Origin of the sequence: Hymenobacter sp. DG25B, from assembly GCF_000801315.1 — a bacterium.
Taxonomy (GTDB): domain Bacteria; phylum Bacteroidota; class Bacteroidia; order Cytophagales; family Hymenobacteraceae; genus Hymenobacter.
The window spans coordinates 1259896-1277174 of the sequence record NZ_CP010054.1 but is presented as its reverse complement, the minus strand read 5'-3'; the positions used below and the strand labels follow the sequence as shown (position 1 = coordinate 1277174).

Here is a 17279-nt window from a genome sequence, read left to right as displayed (position 1 = left end):
AACTCTATTTTTGGCCGTACATCTGCATCTGTTTGGGTTTCGTATGTCGTCGGCAGTGATAAAAGGCTCTTCCTGGTATGCACGGCGCGGCAAACGGCTGCTGGATGTCGGGTTGGCCCTGCCCCTGGCGCTCCTCACATTGCCGCTGTTGCTGCCAGCCGCTGCGCTGCTGTCCATCCAAAATCAGGGGCGGGTATTGTTTCGGCAGCCACGCCCTGGCTTGCATGGCCGCTTATTTACCCTTTATAAGCTCCAGACCATGACGGAGGCCCGCAATGCCAATGGCCAACTGCTGCCCGATGCCGACCGCCTGCTCCGCTTGGGCCGCTGGCTGCGCGCCACCTCTCTGGATGAGCTTCCCCAGCTTTGGAACGTGCTGCGCGGCGACATCAGTTTGATTGGCCCGCGCCCCCTGTTGCCAGAGTACCTACCTTTGTACTCCCCGGAGCAGGCACGGCGCCACCTGGTGCGGCCGGGCATTACGGGCTGGGCGCAGGTAAATGGCCGTAATACCATCAGTTGGGAACAAAAATTTGCTTACGACGTCTGGTACGTCGAGCATCTCTCCTTTGGGCTTGATCTTCGCATTCTGCTGTGCACGGCCGGGCGGGTGCTGAGTGCCCATGGTATTTCGGCTGAAGGCCAGGCCACCATGGAAGCCTTCCGGGGCTCTGCTATTTCTTCTGAATCTGCTGGTAAAGTATGACGCAATTATTCTTTTCGGATTTACATGATGCTGACCAACCCTCCCTTCGGCCCCTGGCTATTTTTGGAGCCGGAGGCCTGGGCCGGGAAATATTAATGCTGGTTCACCAGATAAATGAAGTGTCGCCCACCTGGGATGTTGTCGGTTTTTATGATGACAAGCACCCGACTACGGATTCTATCAATGGCGTGCCGTACCGCGGCACCGTTCAAGACCTCAATACCACCACCGAGCCGCTCCATGTGGTAGTAGCCGTAGGCAGCAGCCACAGCCGCGCGGCCGTAGTGGCCCGCCTCACCGCTCCGCACCTGACGTATGCCACCCTCATTCACCCGGATGTACGCCTGCAGCCTTACCAGCAGGTGCAGATTGGGGCGGGCAGCATCATCACGCAGGGCTGTATCCTCACCACCGATATTCAACTGGGCCGGCATGTGCTCATGAATCTGGGCTGCACCATTGGGCATGATGCCGTGTTGGAAGACTTCTGCTCCCTGATGCCTCATGCCAACGTAGGCGGCGAAGCCTACCTGGAAACAGGCGTGTACCTGGGCACCAACGCCACCGTGCTCAACCAGGTGCGGGTAGGCGCGCAGACCATTTTGGGAGCGGGCGGCGTGGCCGTCCGAAACCTGCCGGCTAACTGCACTGCCGTAGGCGTGCCGGCTTCCGTCATAAAAGTGGTGGGTTCCTCGTTGTAGAGCTACCACCCTATTCTTATTTGCTTTTTTCGGTCTGGAAGCGCTTCCACCGGTATTCAGTAGCTTTTTCCACCTATGCGCAGTCAGGACCACGACCGGATTTATTTGTCACCACCCCACCTGGGGCGGCACGAGCTGAACTACTTACACAAAGCCATTGAGGACAACTGGGTGGCGCCCGTAGGCCCCAACATCACCGGTTTCGAGCAGGATATCTGCCAGTATACGGGGGCCGGGCACGGCGTAGCGCTTACCTCCGGCACCGCCGCCATTCACCTAGGCCTGCTGGCATTAGGCGTGGGGCCCGGCGACGAAGTGCTGTGCTCCTCCTTCACCTTTGTGGCCTCGGCCAATCCCATCACCTACGTGGGTGCCACGCCGGTTTTTGTGGATAGTGAAGCGGAAACCTGGAACATGGACCCCGTCCGGCTTCGGGAAGCCATTGAGGACCGGCAGCGGCACGGCCGCATGCCTAAAGCCCTGGTGCTGGTGCACCTCTACGGCATGCCCGCCCAGGTGCGGGAGATAATGGCCATAGCCGAGGAATTCAACATTTCGGTGCTGGAAGATTCGGCCGAAGGCCTGGGCTCCCTCTACCACGGGCAGGCGCTGGGCACATTTGGCGCGGTAGGCGTATTCTCCTTCAACGGCAACAAAATCCTGACTACCAGCGGTGGCGGCGTACTCATCACTCACCGGAAGGATATAGCCACGCAGGCGCTTTTTCTGGCCACCCAGGCCCGGGAAGCGGCGGCACACTACCAGCACGAAACCACCGGCTACAACTACCGCCTCAGCAACCTGCTGGCCGGTATTGGCCGGGGGCAGATGGGCCTGCTTGAGGATCGGGTGAAGAAGCGCCGGGAAATATTTGCCTGGTATCAGAAGCACCTGCAGGATATTCCCGGCCTCACGGTAGGCCCCACGGAACCTGTCAAAAGCCGCAGCAACCGCTGGCTGACTACGGTGCTGCTGGATCCGGAGCAGACCAGCGTTACCCCGGAGCAGCTGCGCCAGCATCTGGAAACGCACAACGTAGAAAGTCGCCCGCTCTGGAAGCCCCTGCACTTGCAGCCTCTTTTCGCCAATGCTCCCATGTATGGGGGCGAGGTCAGCGCCCGTTTGTTTCAGCAGGGCCTGTGCCTTCCCTCCGGCTCCGCCATGACCGATATTGACCTGCGCCGGGTGGTGGATGGGATAAAAGAGTTGCTGGTATCGTAGGCTGGGTTTAAGCCAGCGCCTGCTCCAGATCAGCAATCAATTCCCCCACGGGCTCAATACCCACTGATACACGAATCAACCCGACTGTTATGCCCAGTTCCTGCTGCTGAGCGGGCGTAAGGGAGCGGTGTGAAGTACCCAGGGGGTAGGAAATAGAAGAATCAACCCCGGCCAGGGAAGGCGCAAACGGGAAGCGCTTCACCCGCTGCATAAAGTCGTTTACGGCGGCTGCTTCATCCTTCAGCTTAAAGGAAAGCATGCCGCCAAACAGGCCGTTTCCCTGCCCGGCGGCTAACTGGTGCTGCGGGTGGGTAGCAAGACCAGGGTAATACACCTGTTTTACGGCGGGGTGGGCAGCCAGGAACTGCGCAATGGCCAGGGCATTATGGCTATGCTCCCGGACCCGCAACCGGAGGGTTTTTAGCCCGCGCACAGCCAGCCAGCTTTCCATGGGACTGAGCGTGAGGCCATAAAACACGCCAATCTGCTTGAGCCGGGCTACAATGGAGGGGTCAGTAGCTACCACGGCTCCGGCGGTTACGTCGCTGTGGCCGGCTATGTATTTGGTCACGCTGTGCAGGGAAATATCGGCCCCCAGCGCCAGCGGGCGGGTAAGCAAGGGTGTGGCAAAGGTATTATCCACTACCAGCTTCAGCCCGTGGCGGTGGCACTCCGCGGCCACCCGGGCCAGGTCGGCTACGCGCAGCAGGGGGTTGCTGATGGTTTCGCAAAGCAGCAGCCGTGTGGTGGGCTGTATAAAGGGCTGCAAGGCCTCCAGCTGCTCAAACGGAACATACGTGGCGGAAATACCCAGCCGGCTCAACTCTGCATTCAGCAGCGCCGATGAACCCCCATAGATATCAGCGGCGCAGAGCACATGGTCGCCGGCCTGGCAGCAGGCCATAATAGCAGCAAAGATGGCTGCCATGCCCGAGCCGGTGGCAATAGCCCCGGCCCCACCCTCCAGCTTGTTCACCGCTTCAGCCAGCTCATCAGAGTTAGGATTCCCGTTGCGCGAATAGAGGTAACGGCTGCCGGGCTCCCCAAAATACAGCTCCAGCTCGTTCAGGTCCTCAAATTTGAAAACGGAGGTTTGGTAGATCGGGGTAATTTTGGGGGTGATTTTCATTGGGCGTCAACTGGTAACGAGCGGCACTGTTGCAAATCCGCACTTTGTAATTCGCATCGCAAGCTAAAGCATAGGCTGCACTATTTGAGGCAGTAAACACAAAAAAAGCCCCGCAGCCTGAGGCCGCGGGGCTTTTTTATTCGTTTTACAGCTTAAGCCACTACAGCTTCGGCCAGCACAATAACATTGTTGCGCAGAACTTCTACCACACCACCTTCGATACGGAACGACTCACGGCCGCCAATACCCATGATGGTTACCTCACCGGGCTTCAGGGCCGAGATAAGAGGTGCGTGGTTATTGAGAACCTCAAATAGGCCATCGGCACCCGGAAACTGAGCCGAGGAAACCTCGCCTTCAAATACTTTCCGGTCCGGGGTGATGATTTCCAGATGCATATTCTTTCTCAGTTGCCAGTTGCCAGTTGCCAGTTGTCAGTGTTTTCAGCCCATTAGGAGAACTGACAACTGGCAACCGGCAACTGGCAACTGATGAAATTACTTGGCTTCCGCAATCAGCTTTTCGCCCTTGACAACGGCATCCTCAATGGTGCCTACCAGGTTGAAAGCAGCCTCGGGCAGGTGGTCATACTTGCCGTCGATGATTTCGTTGAAGCCTTTGATAGTGTCTTTGATGTCAACCAGTACGCCTTTCAGGCCGGTGAACTGCTCGGCTACGTGGAAGGGCTGCGACAGGAAACGCTGCACGCGGCGGGCGCGGGTTACCGTCAGCTTGTCTTCCTCGGAGAGTTCATCCATACCCAGAATGGCGATGATGTCCTGCAGTTCTTTGTAGCGCTGCAGAATCTCTTTCACGCGCTGGGCCGTGCCGTAGTGCTCTTCGCCCAGTACTTCTACCGACAGAATGCGCGAGGTAGAATCCAGGGGGTCTACTGCGGGGTAGATACCCAGCTCGGCAATCTTACGGGACAGTACCGTGGTGGCGTCCAAGTGAGCAAACGTGGTGGCCGGAGCCGGGTCAGTCAAGTCATCGGCAGGCACGTAAACGGCCTGTACCGAGGTGATGGAACCGCGCTTGGTAGAGGTGATACGCTCCTGCATGGCACCCATTTCGGTAGCCAGTGTGGGCTGGTAACCTACGGCCGAAGGCATACGACCCAACAGAGCCGATACTTCCGAGCCCGCCTGCGTGAAGCGGAAGATGTTGTCGATGAAGAACAGGATGTCACGACCGGCACCGGTGCCGTCGCCGTCGCGGAAGCTTTCGGCTACCGTGAGGCCCGAGAGGGCTACGCGGGCACGGGCTCCGGGAGGCTCGTTCATCTGACCGAACACGAGGGTTGCCTTCGAGTCTTCCAGGGCCTTCTCGTCTACTTTGGAAAGGTCCCAGCCGCCGGCTTCCATCGAGTGCTTAAACTCTTCGCCGTACTTAATTACGTCTGATTCTAGGAATTCGCGCAGCAGGTCATTGCCTTCGCGGGTACGCTCACCCACGCCGGCAAACACCGACAGACCACCATAGGCCTTGGCAATGTTGTTTACCAGCTCCATGATGAGTACGGTTTTGCCTACGCCGGCACCACCGAACAAACCAATCTTACCACCCTTTACATAGGGCTCGAGCAGGTCAATTACTTTGATACCGGTGAAGAGTACTTCCGAGGAAGTAGCGAGGTCTTCGAAAGCCGGGGCGTTGCGGTGAATGGAGAGGGCACCGTCGCTCTTCGGCTGGGCAATACCATCAATGGCATGGCCGATAACGTTGAACAGACGGCCTTTGATACCATCGCCGGTGGGCATGGTGATGGGCGAGCCCAGGTCACGAACCAGAGCACCGCGGGTCAGACCCTCGGTGGAGTCCATGGCAATGGTGCGCACCCGGTCTTCGCCCAAGTGCTGCTGCACTTCCAGCACGACAACCTGGCCGTTATCTTTGGTGACTTCGACGGCGTCGAGGATATTAGGAAGCTTGGAGCCTTCACCCGCGAAGCTTACGTCCACAACTGGACCGATAACCTGGGTGATTTTGCCGGTATTCGCCATGTGCGATTCTATGATATAGGGTGGGCAAGATTTCAGGGCGCAAAACTACGGCTTAATCCCCGCTTTGCCAAAGTCCGGCTGGCCAGAAAGTTTTTTCCACGGGCAGAAAAACTGTTTTAACTGAAAATCAGCCTGTCAAGCCCAGAAAAAGGCCTCTAATGGGCTCCAAATGCAGAACTCCCACAAAAAATATTTGCCGGAAAACTTGCCATGAATCAAAGCCGTTGTACATTTGCGAACCCAAACGGCAGTGCTGGCTGGGAAATTGTCCGATGGTGTAACTGGCAACACGCTTGATTTTGATTCAAGAAAGTCCAGGTTCGAGCCCTGGTCGGACAACCGACTAAGAAAAGCGAAAGGCGCTGAATCTTCCTCTCCGGAAGGTTCGGCGCCTTTCGCTTTTTCAGTTTCTGTCATTCCTCCCGGAAATCGGGCAGGACGTCTTTTCTTCCCCACCCTTTACTATTGCCATGGCACCCCAGGTAAAAATCTTCGCAGGAAACGCCTCCCACGAGCTCGGTGAAAAGATAGCCGCCGCATTCGGCCAGCCCCTCGGCGACCTGAGCCTGCAGCGCTTTGCGGATCAGGAACTCGGCCCCAGCTTTAATGAGAGCATCCGCGGCTGTGCCGTGTTCCTCATTCAGAGCACCAACCCGCCCGCTGAGAATCTGATGGAGCTGATGCTGATGGTGGACGCTGCCAAGCGCGCCTCCGCCGCCTCCGTAACGGTGGTAATGCCCTACTACGGCTACGCCCGTCAGGACCGCAAAGACAAGCCGCGCGTGAGCATCGGCGCCAAAGTAGTAGCCGACTTTGTGCAAAGCGTAGGCACCGACCGCCTGATGACCTGCGACCTGCACGCGGGCCAGATCCAGGGCTTCTTCGATATCCCGGTAGATCATCTGGACGGCGCCACGGTATCGGCGCCCTACATCAAGTCCCTGAACCTGGAGAACTTGATTTTTGCTTCCCCCGACGTGGGCGGCGTGGTACGTACCCGGGCCTTCGCCAAGAAATTTGGGGCCGAAATTGTAGTCTGCGACAAAATGCGTCTGCGGGCCAATGAAATTGCTTCTATGCAGGTAATTGGCGATGTAACCGGTATGAACGTGGTTCTGGTAGATGACATTGTAGACACAGCCGGCACGATCTGCAAAGCCGCCGAGCTGCTGATGGAGCGGGGTGCTCTGTCGGTGCGGGCGGTGATTACCCACGGCGTGCTCAGCGGCCCGGCTCACGAGCGAATCCGCAACTCACAGCTGGTAGAGCTGGTGATTACCGACACGATTCCGCTGAAAGAGGAGAACCCCAAAATCAAGGTGATTTCGCTGGCTGATTTGTTTGCCCGCGCCATCCGCAACGTGGTAACGCACGAGAGCATCAGCTCCCTCTTCGTGTAACAGACTAGCACGGCATCTGCTGAATGGATGCTTGGCGTGTCATTTAATAAACGCAAAAGCCCGCTCAACTTCACGTTGAGCGGGCTTTTGTTTTTTGGCAAACCAGACTCTGCTTCTTGCTACGCCGACCTCCGGCTTGTCCAGTTCAGCAGAACACCAAATATCGATCTGAATCTCTACTTCACCATTGCCGGCAGCACTTCCACGTCCAGGAAACTGTCGCCGAATACGCTGTGGGTGGCAGTTACGTAGTCGCTTTCGTTGGCTTTGTAGGGGTTGGGCACAAAGGTTTGCGGGTTGCGAGCAATGAAGGGGAACCAGGTGCTTTGCACCTGCACCATAATGCGGTGGCCCTTTTTGAAGGTATGGAGCACATCCTGCAGCCGGAAATTAACGTCGGTTTTTTGGTTGGCCACCATGGCCTCGGGCTTCTCGAAGCTGTGGCGGAAGCGGGCTGGCATCACCTCCGAGCGCACCATTTGCCAGTAGTTGCTGAGGGTAATGTTCTTGTTGGGCATGTAGTCGTTATCGGGCTCATTGGCGGGGTAAACGTCAATCAGCTTCACCACCCAGTCAGCATCGGTGCCGGTGGTGGCCACGTTCAGGTTGGCCATTATTTCCCCGCCCAAGGTTACGTCCTCGGTCAGCACATCGGTCTGGTACACCAGCACATCGGGCCGGCGGCCGGCAAAGCGCTGGTCCTCGCTCATGTAGTTGTGGGGCGTGAAGCTGGTGGTGGTAGTCAGGTCCTCGGTATAGGGCACGGGCTTCAGCGGGTCGCTCACGAAGCGCATGGCGCCGGGGGTGGCTGCCGGCTGCGGCTCCAGCTTGCCGTTGGCGCTTAGGTACAGCTTCTGGTGGGTGGCGGTAGCGGCGGGCCACTGCGGAAAGGTTTCCCACTGCTTTTTGCCGGTATCGAAGAGATAAGCTTCAGGTAGGCCGGAGTTTTTATCGCCGTCGCCTTTCAGGAAGTGGGCAAAGAACTTTGCCTCAATGTTGCGCTGATAAAACGTGGCCACACTATCGCCAAAATACACGTTGCTGTGCATGGTATGGCCGGTTTCGCGCGACCAGCGGCCGTGCCCAAACGGCCCCATCACCAGCGTGTTGTAAGTGCCGGGGCTTTTCTTTTCGATGGTTTTGTAGATGGTGAGCGGGCCACGCAGGTCTTCGGCATCAAACCAGCCGCCCACCGTCATAATGGCGGGTTTCAGGCCGGCCTTGTAGTGTTCGGGCAGGCTGCGCTGCTGCCAGAAGGAGTCGTAGTTGGGGTGGTTAATAGTTTCCTGCCAGAAGAAATTATCGGCGTAGTACTTGTCCGCATTTTTCAGCGGGCCCAGGTCCAGCAGGAACTGGTAGCCGTCCTTGGTGCCGGGAGCAATCATCTGACCGCCGTACCAGGCGGTGCTGGTGGTATCGCGCTTCTGCACCCCAAACACCGGAAACGTGAACAGGTAGGATTCCAGAAACGCACCGTTGTGGTGGAAATCATCGAAGAAGAAGTCGGAAATGGGGGCCTGGGGCGAGGCCGCCTTCAGGGCCGGGTGCCCCGAGAGGATACCGGCGGCCGTGTAGAAGCCCGGATAGGAAATGCCCCACTGGCCCACGCGGCCGTTGTTGTGGGCTACTTTTTTCACCAGCCAATCCACGGTATCATAGGTATCAGAGCCTTCGTCTACGTCCTTTTTACCCTTCTTCTTGTCGATGACGGGGGTCATGTTGGTCCAGGTGCCCTGGCTTTTCCAGCGGCCGCGCACATCCTGATACACAAAGATGTAGCCCTGCTTCATCATCGTTTCGGAGGGACCCAGGCGGGCCGGGTACTTACCCGCGCCGTAGGGCGCCACGCTGTAGCAGGTGCGCTGCATCATGATGGGGTATTTACGGCCAGCGGCGGCATCACGCGGCGTGTAGATGGCCGTGAACAGCTTCACCCCATCGCGCATGGTAATGTAGACTTCCTGCTTGGTGTAATGATCCTGCGCATAGGTGGAGGCGGCGGGTGCCTGCGCCACTGCGGCGGCGCTACTGAGCAGCAGGCAAATCAACCCGAATAATCTTTTCATGATAGTAAATTAGAGGGAAAGCGGTGGTTAGAAAGGAGAGAAAGTAAATAGGCACACAGGGCTGGGAACGGGCTATCTACGCACTGAAAATAGTACTTTCTTCGGTACCAGGCGCAATCCGGCGGCTAGATGTAGCAGCGGGGTTAGTATCTCATGCGGGCATTCCCTATCTTTGCGGCCCGTTTGCCTGCTGTGGGTAGGCGGTCCATTTCTCCAAAAACCACTTTTATGAAAAGCCTCGAGATTGTAGGGTTTAAAAGAGCGAATCTCGGTAAGAAGGATGCGAAAGCACTGCGCCTTGAGTCGTATGTACCGTGCGTATTGTACGGTGGCACCGAGCAGGTTCACTTCTCGGCTCCGGCCATCCTCTTCCGCGAATTGCTGTACACCCCCGAAGCTCACATCGTTGATCTGAACGTAGAGGGCACCATGTACCGCGCCATCGTGCAGGACGCCCAGTTCCACCCCGTGAACGAAATGCTGCTGCACGTTGACTTCCTGGAGCTGGAAGAAGGCAAAGAAATTAAAATGGACATCCCCGTGAAGTACATCGGCGTTTCGCCGGGCGTACTGGCTGGTGGTAAGCTGGTAAGCAAGCTGCGTAAGCTGAAAGTAAAGGCTACGCCTGCTAACCTGCCCGACTACGTGGAAGTAAACATTTCGGACCTGGCCCTTGGCAAATCCATCAAAGTGAGCAAAGTAGAGCCTAAAGGCTACACTATCCTCACCAACGCGCAGGCTCCTATTGCTACGGTAACTATCCCACGTGCCCTGAAAGGCACGCTGAACGCCGAGAAGTAATTCTCAGGATTTCGCGGAGAAGCTTACCCATGCTGATTTCAGCGGCGTAGCTGACCCCGATAGCCAACAAAAAAGCCGCTCTATCAGTAGAGCGGCTTTTTTATTTTGGTCCTTTGCCGTAACCGCCTTTTTGTGTTTGCTGGCTGACAGCAGCCTGTTTCTCTGTTTATTTTGTGATATGAAATACCTTGTTCTGGCGCTGGGAAATATTGGGCCCGAATACGCTGATACGCGCCACAACATTGGCTTTATGGTGGCCGATTATATGGCGCGCAAGTTTGATGCCGCGCCATGGGAGCTGGGCCGGCACGCCTTTGTGACGGAAATCAAACACAAGGGAAAAACCTTTGTGCTGGTAAAACCCACCACCTACATGAATCTGAGTGGTAAAGCAGCGGCTCACTGGCTGAACACGCTCAAAATCCCGAAGGAAAATATGGTGGTGGTGACGGATGATCTGGCCCTCCCCTACGGCAAGCTGCGCCTGAAAGGCAAAGGCTCTGCCGGCGGGCACAACGGCCTCAAGCACATCCAGGAAACCCTCGGCACCGATGAATATGCCCGCCTGCGTTTCGGCGTTGACGCTAACTTCCCGAAAGGCCGGCAGGTGGATTATGTGCTCGAGCCATTTTCCAATGATGAGCAGATTGACTTGTCGCTGCGCATCGAAAAAGCTGCCGAGGCGGTACTGGCCTTTGGTACCTTAGGCCTGGAGCGCGCTATGAACGTGGTAAACGTGAAGTAGTAGGCGTGTCCTTGCGAGCAAAGCGAAGCAATCCGTCCTCTGAAAGGTGACAAGACCTAATAAACCAGAAAGCCCTTGACGTAGCACACGTCAAGGGCTTTCTGGTAAAAGGGAATGTCTGGCTGCGTAGAGGACGGATTGCTTCGTCGTGCCTCCTCGCAAGAACAGATTTTTACGCAATGCCCGAACCCGGGCGTACGTGGCTGCTGGGCTGCATGAGGCTTAAAGAACCGTCTGCATTTTCGGCCATCAAGAGCATGCCCTGGCTTTGAATGCCTTTGATTTCCCGCGGTGCCAGATTCAGTAATACCTGCACCTGCTGGCCCACCAGCGCCTCGGCCACAAAGTGCTCGGCAATGCCTGATACAATGGTGCGCGGCTCTTCAAAACCCAGGTCGACGCTCAGTTTGAGGAGCTTTTTGGTTTTGGCTACTTTTTCAGCGGACAGAATAGTGCCCACGCGCAAATCCATGGTCTGGAATTCCTCGAAGCTGATATCGGGCTTGGCGGGGGCGGCTACGGCGTTAGCTAATTCGTTGGCCTGTTTGGTATCGAGCAGTTTTTGCACCTGCGCTTCCACGGTAGCATCTTCTATTTTATCGAAAAGCAGCGCGGCTTCCCCAATCTGGTGCCCGGCGGGCAGCGCGTTGGCCCGGCCGGCAGCCTGCCAAGTGCCCTGCTCGTGGCCCAGCATACGGCCCAGTCTGCTGGCCGACTCCGGCAAGAAGGGCTCCAGCAGCGTAACCAGGCTGGCGGCTAGTTGCAGGGCTACGTGCAGCACCGTACCAGTGCGGGCTTCGTCGGTTTTAATGAGCTTCCAGGGCTCTGTATCGGCGAGGTATTTATTGCCGGCGCGCGTCAGGTTCATCAGCTCATTCAGCGCGTCGCGGAAGCGGTAATTTTCAATTAAATCACCGATGCGCTTGGGGAATTCCGCCAGGTGCTGCAGCACTTCTTCGTCCTGCGCGGTAAAGGCGCCGGCAGCGGGTACTTTACCCCCGAAAAACTTATGCGTGAGTACCACGGCACGGTTAATAAAATTACCCAGATTGGCTACCAGCTCGTTGTTATTGCGCGCTTGAAAATCCTTCCAGGTAAAGTCATTATCCTTGGTTTCCGGGGCATTGGCGCACAGTACGTAGCGCAGTACATCGGCTTTGCCAGGGAAATCCTGCAGGTATTCGTGCAGCCACACGGCCCAGTTGCGGGAGGTGGAAATTTTGTCGCCTTCCAGGTTCAGAAATTCATTGGCGGGCACATTATCTGGCAGAATATACTCCCCGTGCGCCTTTAGCATGGCCGGGAAAATAATGCAGTGGAATACAATGTTATCCTTGCCAATAAAATGCACCAGCTTGGTGCCTTTATCTTTCCAGTAAGTTTCCCAGGTATCGGGCAGTAAATCCTTGGTGGCGGATATGTAGCCGATGGGGGCATCAAACCATACATACAGTACTTTGCCTTCGGCGCCGGGCACCGGCACGGGCACACCCCAGTCCAGGTCGCGGGTTACGGCGCGGGGGTGCAGGCCCTGGTCGATCCAGGATTTACACTGCCCGTACACGTTGGTTTTCCAGTCGTGCTTGTGGCCTTCCACAATCCACTCGCGCAGCCAGGGCTCGTATTGGTCCAGCGGTAAATACCAATGCTTGGTTTCGCGCAGTACCGGCTGGTTGCCGGAGAGCATGCTGCGCGGCGAAATAAGCTCCGTAGGACTGAGCGAAGTGCCGCATTTCTCGCACTGGTCGCCGTAGGCGTTGTCGTTGCCGCAATTAGGGCAGGTGCCTACAATGTAGCGGTCGGCCAGAAATTGACCGGCTTTTTCATCGTAATACTGCTCGGAAACCTGCTCAATAAATTTTCCTTCGTCGTACAGCTTTTTGAAAAAGCCGCTGGCTACTTCGCTGTGCGTTTGGGAAGAGGTGCGCGAATAAATATCGAATGAAACTCCAAATTCCTGGAAAGAGTCCCGAATAATAGCGTGGTATTTATCGACCACTTGCTGGGGCGTAACCCCTTCTTTCTGCGCCCGAATGGTTATGGGTACGCCATGCTCATCGGAACCACAAATAAACTTTACGTCCCGTCCGTTGGCGCGTAGATAGCGCACATAAATATCAGCCGGTAAATACACGCCCGCCAGGTGTCCGATGTGCACGGGGCCATTGGCATAAGGCAGCGCGGCAGTAACGGTATAGCGTTGAGGATCAGATTGCATGAGACAAAACAAAAATCACGGGCCAAGGAAAATACCAGCGTGATATGGATGTAAAAAACCGATGTAAAATGGCTGCAAAAGAGCCGGAAAAAGCAAAATTAAAAAAGGATAAAAATCCTTTGTGCCGTTACTAAATCAATTACTTTTAATTCCGTCACAACGGCGGTAATTAATTGTCGTACTGCACTACAAATCCACCATCAACTTCTTTTCCGGTATGAAAAAAGCAGACAAAGGGCGAGCAGGTAAAAAAGCCAAGAAAGACCCGGCATTGAAAGTAGAGCGGAAAGCAGCCAAAGCCGCCTCCCGTGCTACCGATTCTATGACGGATGCCCGCGCCGACAAAAAGTCCGGACAGAAGAAATCCCTGAAAGCAGCGGCCAAGCAGTTGCAAAAGGAACTGGATGACCGAATGAATGAGATGGTGAAACAGATTCGCAAAGAAACGAAAGAGAAGCTGAAGGAAGTAGTGCGCGAGGCAACCCGCCGCCTGGATGTGGACACTGAGCGGATGTTTGAGCAGGCCCTGCACACCATTGTGCGCCATTATGACTCAGCCTCACCAGCTTTTTCCGACAGTATTTCTACGGATATGGGCGCCACGGAGGAATCTTCTTCCGGCCAGAGCCCCCGGGCAACTACGGCCACCCGAAACACTGCCCCGCGCCGTTCCCGGACTACCGCCGCCAGTGCCAAAGCCAGTGCCAGTGAAACGCCGGCGCGCCGGGGCCGCCCGGCCGCGGCCAAACCAGCCGCAGCCCCCACTCGCCGGGGCCGCCCCACTACCGCCAACACGGGTGGCAGCAATGGCCCTAATACGGCAACCGATACCAACGCGCCAACCAACGCGTAAGCCTTTCATTTTCTCTCCCGGTAAAACAGCCCGTCGTTTCCTTCCGGAAGCGGCGGGCTGTTTTTTGTGGTGCTAGTTGGGGAGCGGGCGCAGCGTATCGCCCACGGGGCTTTGCTTGAGGCGCTGCATACGGGTTTCGGGCGTGGTATTATTGGGGGCGTTGGTGTTAATATTCTCCACGCGCTGGCGGGCGTTGGTGCCGCTGGCCTGCTCGCCTACCGGCACGCGTCGGGGCGTGGCATCGGGCACGGAGCCGCCGTAGCCGGCATTGCTGTTGTAGGCTGCCTGCCGGTCGGCATCCGTCTGAATCTGGGCGGGGGGCTGGGCAGCCGCATTCCGCTCGGCGGTAGATTCTTCGGTGGTGGTGCACGCAGTAAACAGACCGGCGCTGAGGAGCCCCCGGCCAGCAGAAAAGGAAGAGAGTATTTCATGGAAGTAGCGGCAAATGCCGGCCCGAAAGCGGGTAGCTATGCTACAACGCAGCCGCCGGAAAGTGCGTTGCTTTTTAGCTCAAGCCATTATGAAGCCGGCTTGGTTTCCTTAAAAACAAAACGGCTCACCAGCATACATAGCCAGTGAGCCGCTTCAGTAGAAAGATTTAGTGGGTTATTTCGAAGGCACGAAAGCCATACCATCAGAATCCATGCAGTAGCGCAAGCCGGTAGGTTTGGGGCCGTCGGTGAATACGTGGCCGAGGTGGCCGCCGCAACGGGCACACACAATTTCGTCGCGGCTCATGCCTAAGGTATTATCCGAAGTGACTTTCAGGCTGGCTTCCGAGGCGGGTGCCCAGAAGCTGGGCCAGCCCGTCCCTGATTCAAACTTGGTATCGGAAGTAAACAGCAGGTTATGACAGCCGGCGCAGTAGTAGCTGCCTTTGGCGTGGTTATCAAAGTATTTATTGGCAAACGCCCGCTCCGTACCCTGCTGGCGCAGAATATAGTATTGGGCCGGCGTCAGCTGAGCCTTCCATTGGGCATCGGTTTTGCGCACCGGAAACTCGTCGGGGCGGCCGGTGCGGGGTTTGGCCTGCGGATAGGCTTTGGCTGCCGCGCCGGTTTGGGCTTTGGCTACGGGCGCATTTTTCTTTTGGGAGCAGGCCGAGCTTAGAGTAAGCACCGATAAAAGCAAAATCAGAAAGGAGGAGCGCATATCAGGAAAGGAGAAACAACAAATGGGAGGAAAAGCAGGCCGGCTAAAGCCATTTGCCTGCACGAAGAACATACGAAGCTGCCTCCCGGTTCGGGTTTACTTCCGCATAATCGGCCTGGGTTTATCTGCCCGCAGAAGCAGCGTATATATTCCTGGCTTTGGGTTAAAAACAAGGAATTGTATTCACCTGCTGCGTGTTACCTGCCCCGAGCCCAAAGCAACGACCAGGCAAAAAGCAATTGACCGGTTTCGGTCGGTTTAATCTTCATTGCTCAGTAGCAATTAATTACTGTGCGCTTTTGCCGCAACATTCCGTACCTTTGCGGCCGGAAAACCCATTGTATGCAGAACATCCGTAATATCGCCATCATCGCGCACGTTGACCACGGCAAGACCACGCTCGTGGACAAGATCATTCACGCCTCCAAGCTGTTCGACGAGCACCAGCACTTCGACGACCTGATCCTGGATAACAACGACCTGGAGCGTGAGCGAGGCATTACTATCGTTTCTAAGAACGTATCGGTACGTTATAAGGACGTTAAAATCAACATCATCGACACCCCGGGTCACGCCGACTTTGGTGGTGAAGTAGAGCGGGTACTTAAAATGGCCGACGGCGTACTGCTGCTCGTCGATGCCTTTGAAGGTGCCATGCCCCAGACCCGTTTCGTACTGGGTAAAGCCATCGACCTGGGCCTGAAGCCTATTGTGGTGGTGAACAAGGTGGACAAAGAGAACTGCCGCCCCGACGAGGTGCACGAGCAGGTTTTTGACCTCATGTTCAACCTGGGTGCCAACGAAGACCAGCTGGACTTCGTGACCCTGTACGGCTCTTCCAAGCAGGGCTGGATGAGCACCGACTGGAAAGTAAAAACCGACAGCATCATTCCGCTGCTCGACGCCGTGGTAGCTTCCATTCCCCCCGCTCCTACCCTGGACGGCACGCCCCAGATGCAGGTTACCTCGCTCGACTACTCGTCGTTCGTGGGCCGTATCGCCATTGGCCGCGTGCACCGCGGCACGCTGAAGGAAGGCGCTAACATGAGCCTGGTGAAGCGTGATGGCACCATCAAGAAAGTAAAAATCAAAGAGCTGCAGGTGTTTGAAGGCCTGGGTCGTACCAAGGTTTCGGAGGTTAGCTCCGGCGAAATCTGCGCCGTAACCGGCATTGAAGGTTTCGATATTGGTGATACGCTGGCCGATGCCGAAAACCCCGAAGGTCTGGCCGTAATCAGCATCGACGAGCCGACGATGAACATGCTGTTCACCATCAACAACTCGCCGTTCTTCGGTAAGGAAGGTAAGTTTGTGACCTCGCGTCACTTGCGTGACCGTCTGTTCAAGGAGACTGAGAAAAACCTGGCGCTGCGCGTAAAGGAAACCGATAAGGAAGACACGTTCCTCGTGTACGGCCGCGGTATTCTTCACTTGTCAGTACTCATCGAGACCATGCGCCGTGAAGGTTTTGAATTGCAGGTAGGCCAGCCCCAGGTACTGTTCCGTGAAGACGACAACGGCAACCGCACCGAGCCCATCGAGCACCTGGTAGTAGACGTACCAGAAGAAACTGCCGGTAAGGTGATTGAGCTGGTGACGATGCGCAAAGGTGAGCTGACCATCATGGAGCCGAAGGGCGACCTGCAGCACCTGGAGTTCAACATTCCCGCTCGTGGCCTGATTGGTTTGCGTAACAACGTGCTGACCGCCACCGCTGGTGAGGCCATCATGAACCACCGCTTTGCTTCCTACGAGCCCTACAAAGGCACTATTCCCGGTCGTATCAGCGGTTCGCTGATTGCTATGGAAACCGGCCCCGGCACCGCCTACACCATCGATAAGATGCAGGACCGTGGCGAGTTCTTCGTGGAGCCCGGTGAGGAAGTGTACGCTGGCCAGGTTATCGGTGAGCACACCCGCCCCAACGACCTGACCATCAACATCCAGAAAGGCAAGAAACTCACGAACATGCGTGCTTCGGGTACGGATGACAACGTGAAGATTGTGCCTAAGCGTCAGTTCTCGCTGGAAGAAGCCATGGAATACATCCAGAAGGATGAGTACCTGGAAGTAACTCCCAAGTCGGTGCGGATGCGTAAGATCCTGCTCGACGAGAACGAGCGTCTGCGCTCGGCCAAGAAAATAGACTAAGCTTTTATCTGGCTGATGGCTTCTGGCTGTTGGCAGATGCATAAAAACAAAAAGGGGCGCAGCCGTTGGCTGCGCCCCTTTTTGTTTTCCGACAACTCCTTCCGCCCTTCAGCTGTTAGCACTACCTATTCCC

General features: G+C 56.4%; 15 protein-coding genes and 1 tRNA gene. 9 read left to right on the top strand and 7 right to left on the bottom strand.

The genetic code is table 11. The annotated features are described in order from the left end of the window. Positions 1–10 precede the first annotated feature (10 nt). From PK28_RS05495 to PK28_RS05485, 3 genes are all read left to right on the top strand, one after another. Positions 11–706, top strand: a complete 696-nt coding sequence (locus PK28_RS05495) for a sugar transferase (RefSeq protein WP_316931972.1) — start codon at positions 11–13, stop codon at positions 704–706. Then, complete coding sequence (locus PK28_RS05490) at positions 703–1407, top strand: acetyltransferase (RefSeq protein WP_044512227.1); 705 nt, start codon at positions 703–705, stop codon at positions 1405–1407. The genes PK28_RS05495 and PK28_RS05490 overlap by 4 nt, the downstream gene beginning before the upstream one ends. A 75-nt stretch (positions 1408–1482) precedes the next feature. Beyond that, positions 1483–2628 carry a DegT/DnrJ/EryC1/StrS family aminotransferase gene (locus tag PK28_RS05485; RefSeq protein WP_044512226.1) on the top strand — a complete coding sequence of 382 codons (1146 nt, stop codon included), beginning with the start codon at positions 1483–1485 and terminating at the stop codon, positions 2626–2628. Positions 2629–2635: 7 nt separating this feature from the next. Here PK28_RS05485 and PK28_RS05480 read toward each other — a convergent pair whose 3' ends face one another. The 3 genes from PK28_RS05480 to atpD form a co-directional block, all read right to left on the bottom strand. Next, positions 2636–3757 carry a trans-sulfuration enzyme family protein gene (locus tag PK28_RS05480; protein WP_044512224.1) on the bottom strand — a complete coding sequence of 374 codons (1122 nt, stop codon included), beginning with the start codon at positions 3755–3757 and terminating at the stop codon, positions 2636–2638. Positions 3758–3909: 152 nt separating this feature from the next. After that, positions 3910–4155 carry an ATP synthase F1 subunit epsilon gene (gene atpC, locus PK28_RS05475; RefSeq protein WP_044512221.1) on the bottom strand — a complete coding sequence of 82 codons (246 nt, stop codon included), beginning with the start codon at positions 4153–4155 and terminating at the stop codon, positions 3910–3912. Between the two features lie 99 nt (positions 4156–4254). Continuing rightward, positions 4255–5760, bottom strand: coding sequence for a F0F1 ATP synthase subunit beta (gene atpD, locus PK28_RS05470; protein WP_044512219.1), 1506 nt, complete (start codon positions 5758–5760; stop codon positions 4255–4257). Between the two features lie 266 nt (positions 5761–6026). On the opposite strand from atpD, the gene PK28_RS05465 reads away from it, so the two are divergent. Beyond that, positions 6027–6099, top strand: a tRNA-Gln gene (locus tag PK28_RS05465). Between the two features lie 131 nt (positions 6100–6230). Then, positions 6231–7160 (top strand): ribose-phosphate pyrophosphokinase, encoded by a 930-nt coding sequence (locus PK28_RS05460; protein WP_044512217.1) that lies wholly within the window; start codon positions 6231–6233, stop codon positions 7158–7160. 176 nt (positions 7161–7336) lie between these two features. On the opposite strand, the gene PK28_RS05455 is transcribed toward PK28_RS05460, so the two are convergent. Beyond that, positions 7337–9226: a CocE/NonD family hydrolase gene (locus tag PK28_RS05455; protein ID WP_044512216.1), complete on the bottom strand. Its 1890-nt coding sequence runs from the start codon at positions 9224–9226 to the stop codon at positions 7337–7339. Positions 9227–9454: 228 nt separating this feature from the next. On the opposite strand from PK28_RS05455, the gene PK28_RS05450 reads away from it, so the two are divergent. Next, complete coding sequence (locus tag PK28_RS05450) at positions 9455–10027, top strand: 50S ribosomal protein L25/general stress protein Ctc (RefSeq protein ID WP_044512214.1); 573 nt, start codon at positions 9455–9457, stop codon at positions 10025–10027. 178 nt (positions 10028–10205) lie between these two features. Then, on the top strand, positions 10206–10772 hold the full coding sequence (gene pth / locus PK28_RS05445) for an aminoacyl-tRNA hydrolase (RefSeq protein WP_044512212.1): 567 nt from the start codon (positions 10206–10208) through the stop codon (positions 10770–10772). A 172-nt stretch (positions 10773–10944) separates the two neighbouring features. Here pth and metG read toward each other — a convergent pair whose 3' ends face one another. Next, positions 10945–12990 (bottom strand): methionine--tRNA ligase, encoded by a 2046-nt coding sequence (metG, locus tag PK28_RS05440; protein WP_044512210.1) that lies wholly within the window; start codon positions 12988–12990, stop codon positions 10945–10947. Positions 12991–13207: 217 nt separating this feature from the next. On the opposite strand from metG, the gene PK28_RS05435 reads away from it, so the two are divergent. Continuing rightward, complete coding sequence (locus tag PK28_RS05435) at positions 13208–13843, top strand: hypothetical protein (protein ID WP_044512208.1); 636 nt, start codon at positions 13208–13210, stop codon at positions 13841–13843. A 72-nt stretch (positions 13844–13915) separates the two neighbouring features. Here PK28_RS05435 and PK28_RS20345 read toward each other — a convergent pair whose 3' ends face one another. Together PK28_RS20345 and msrB are read right to left on the bottom strand one after the other, a co-directional pair. Then, on the bottom strand, positions 13916–14092 hold the full coding sequence (locus PK28_RS20345; protein ID WP_156126252.1) for a hypothetical protein: 177 nt from the start codon (positions 14090–14092) through the stop codon (positions 13916–13918). A 357-nt stretch (positions 14093–14449) separates the two neighbouring features. Continuing rightward, positions 14450–14995, bottom strand: a complete 546-nt coding sequence (gene msrB, locus PK28_RS05430; protein WP_044512205.1) for a peptide-methionine (R)-S-oxide reductase MsrB — start codon at positions 14993–14995, stop codon at positions 14450–14452. A 342-nt stretch (positions 14996–15337) separates the two neighbouring features. Here msrB and typA point away from each other — a divergent pair, with 342 nt between their 5' ends. Continuing rightward, a complete protein-coding gene (gene typA / locus PK28_RS05425) occupies positions 15338–17146 on the top strand; it encodes a translational GTPase TypA (protein WP_044512202.1) in 1809 nt (602 codons plus the stop codon). Positions 17147–17279: the final 133 nt, after the last annotated feature.

What these genes read in the sequence shown, in the direction of transcription:
- PK28_RS05490 (WP_044512227.1), top strand. Translation starts at nt 703, where the DNA reads ATGACGCAATTATTCTTTTCGGATTTACATGATGCTGACCAACCCTCC.
- PK28_RS05485 (WP_044512226.1), top strand. Translation starts at nt 1,483, where the DNA reads ATGCGCAGTCAGGACCACGACCGGATTTATTTGTCACCACCCCACCTG.
- PK28_RS05480 (WP_044512224.1), bottom strand. Translation starts at nt 3,757, where the DNA reads ATGAAAATCACCCCCAAAATTACCCCGATCTACCAAACCTCCGTTTTC.
- atpC (WP_044512221.1), bottom strand. Translation starts at nt 4,155, where the DNA reads ATGCATCTGGAAATCATCACCCCGGACCGGAAAGTATTTGAAGGCGAG.
- atpD (WP_044512219.1), bottom strand. Translation starts at nt 5,760, where the DNA reads ATGGCGAATACCGGCAAAATCACCCAGGTTATCGGTCCAGTTGTGGAC.
- PK28_RS05460 (WP_044512217.1), top strand. Translation starts at nt 6,231, where the DNA reads ATGGCACCCCAGGTAAAAATCTTCGCAGGAAACGCCTCCCACGAGCTC.
- PK28_RS05455 (WP_044512216.1), bottom strand. Translation starts at nt 9,226, where the DNA reads ATGAAAAGATTATTCGGGTTGATTTGCCTGCTGCTCAGTAGCGCCGCC.
- PK28_RS05450 (WP_044512214.1), top strand. Translation starts at nt 9,455, where the DNA reads ATGAAAAGCCTCGAGATTGTAGGGTTTAAAAGAGCGAATCTCGGTAAG.
- pth (WP_044512212.1), top strand. Translation starts at nt 10,206, where the DNA reads ATGAAATACCTTGTTCTGGCGCTGGGAAATATTGGGCCCGAATACGCT.
- metG (WP_044512210.1), bottom strand. Translation starts at nt 12,990, where the DNA reads ATGCAATCTGATCCTCAACGCTATACCGTTACTGCCGCGCTGCCTTAT.
- PK28_RS05435 (WP_044512208.1), top strand. Translation starts at nt 13,208, where the DNA reads ATGAAAAAAGCAGACAAAGGGCGAGCAGGTAAAAAAGCCAAGAAAGAC.
- msrB (WP_044512205.1), bottom strand. Translation starts at nt 14,995, where the DNA reads ATGCGCTCCTCCTTTCTGATTTTGCTTTTATCGGTGCTTACTCTAAGC.
- typA (WP_044512202.1), top strand. Translation starts at nt 15,338, where the DNA reads ATGCAGAACATCCGTAATATCGCCATCATCGCGCACGTTGACCACGGC.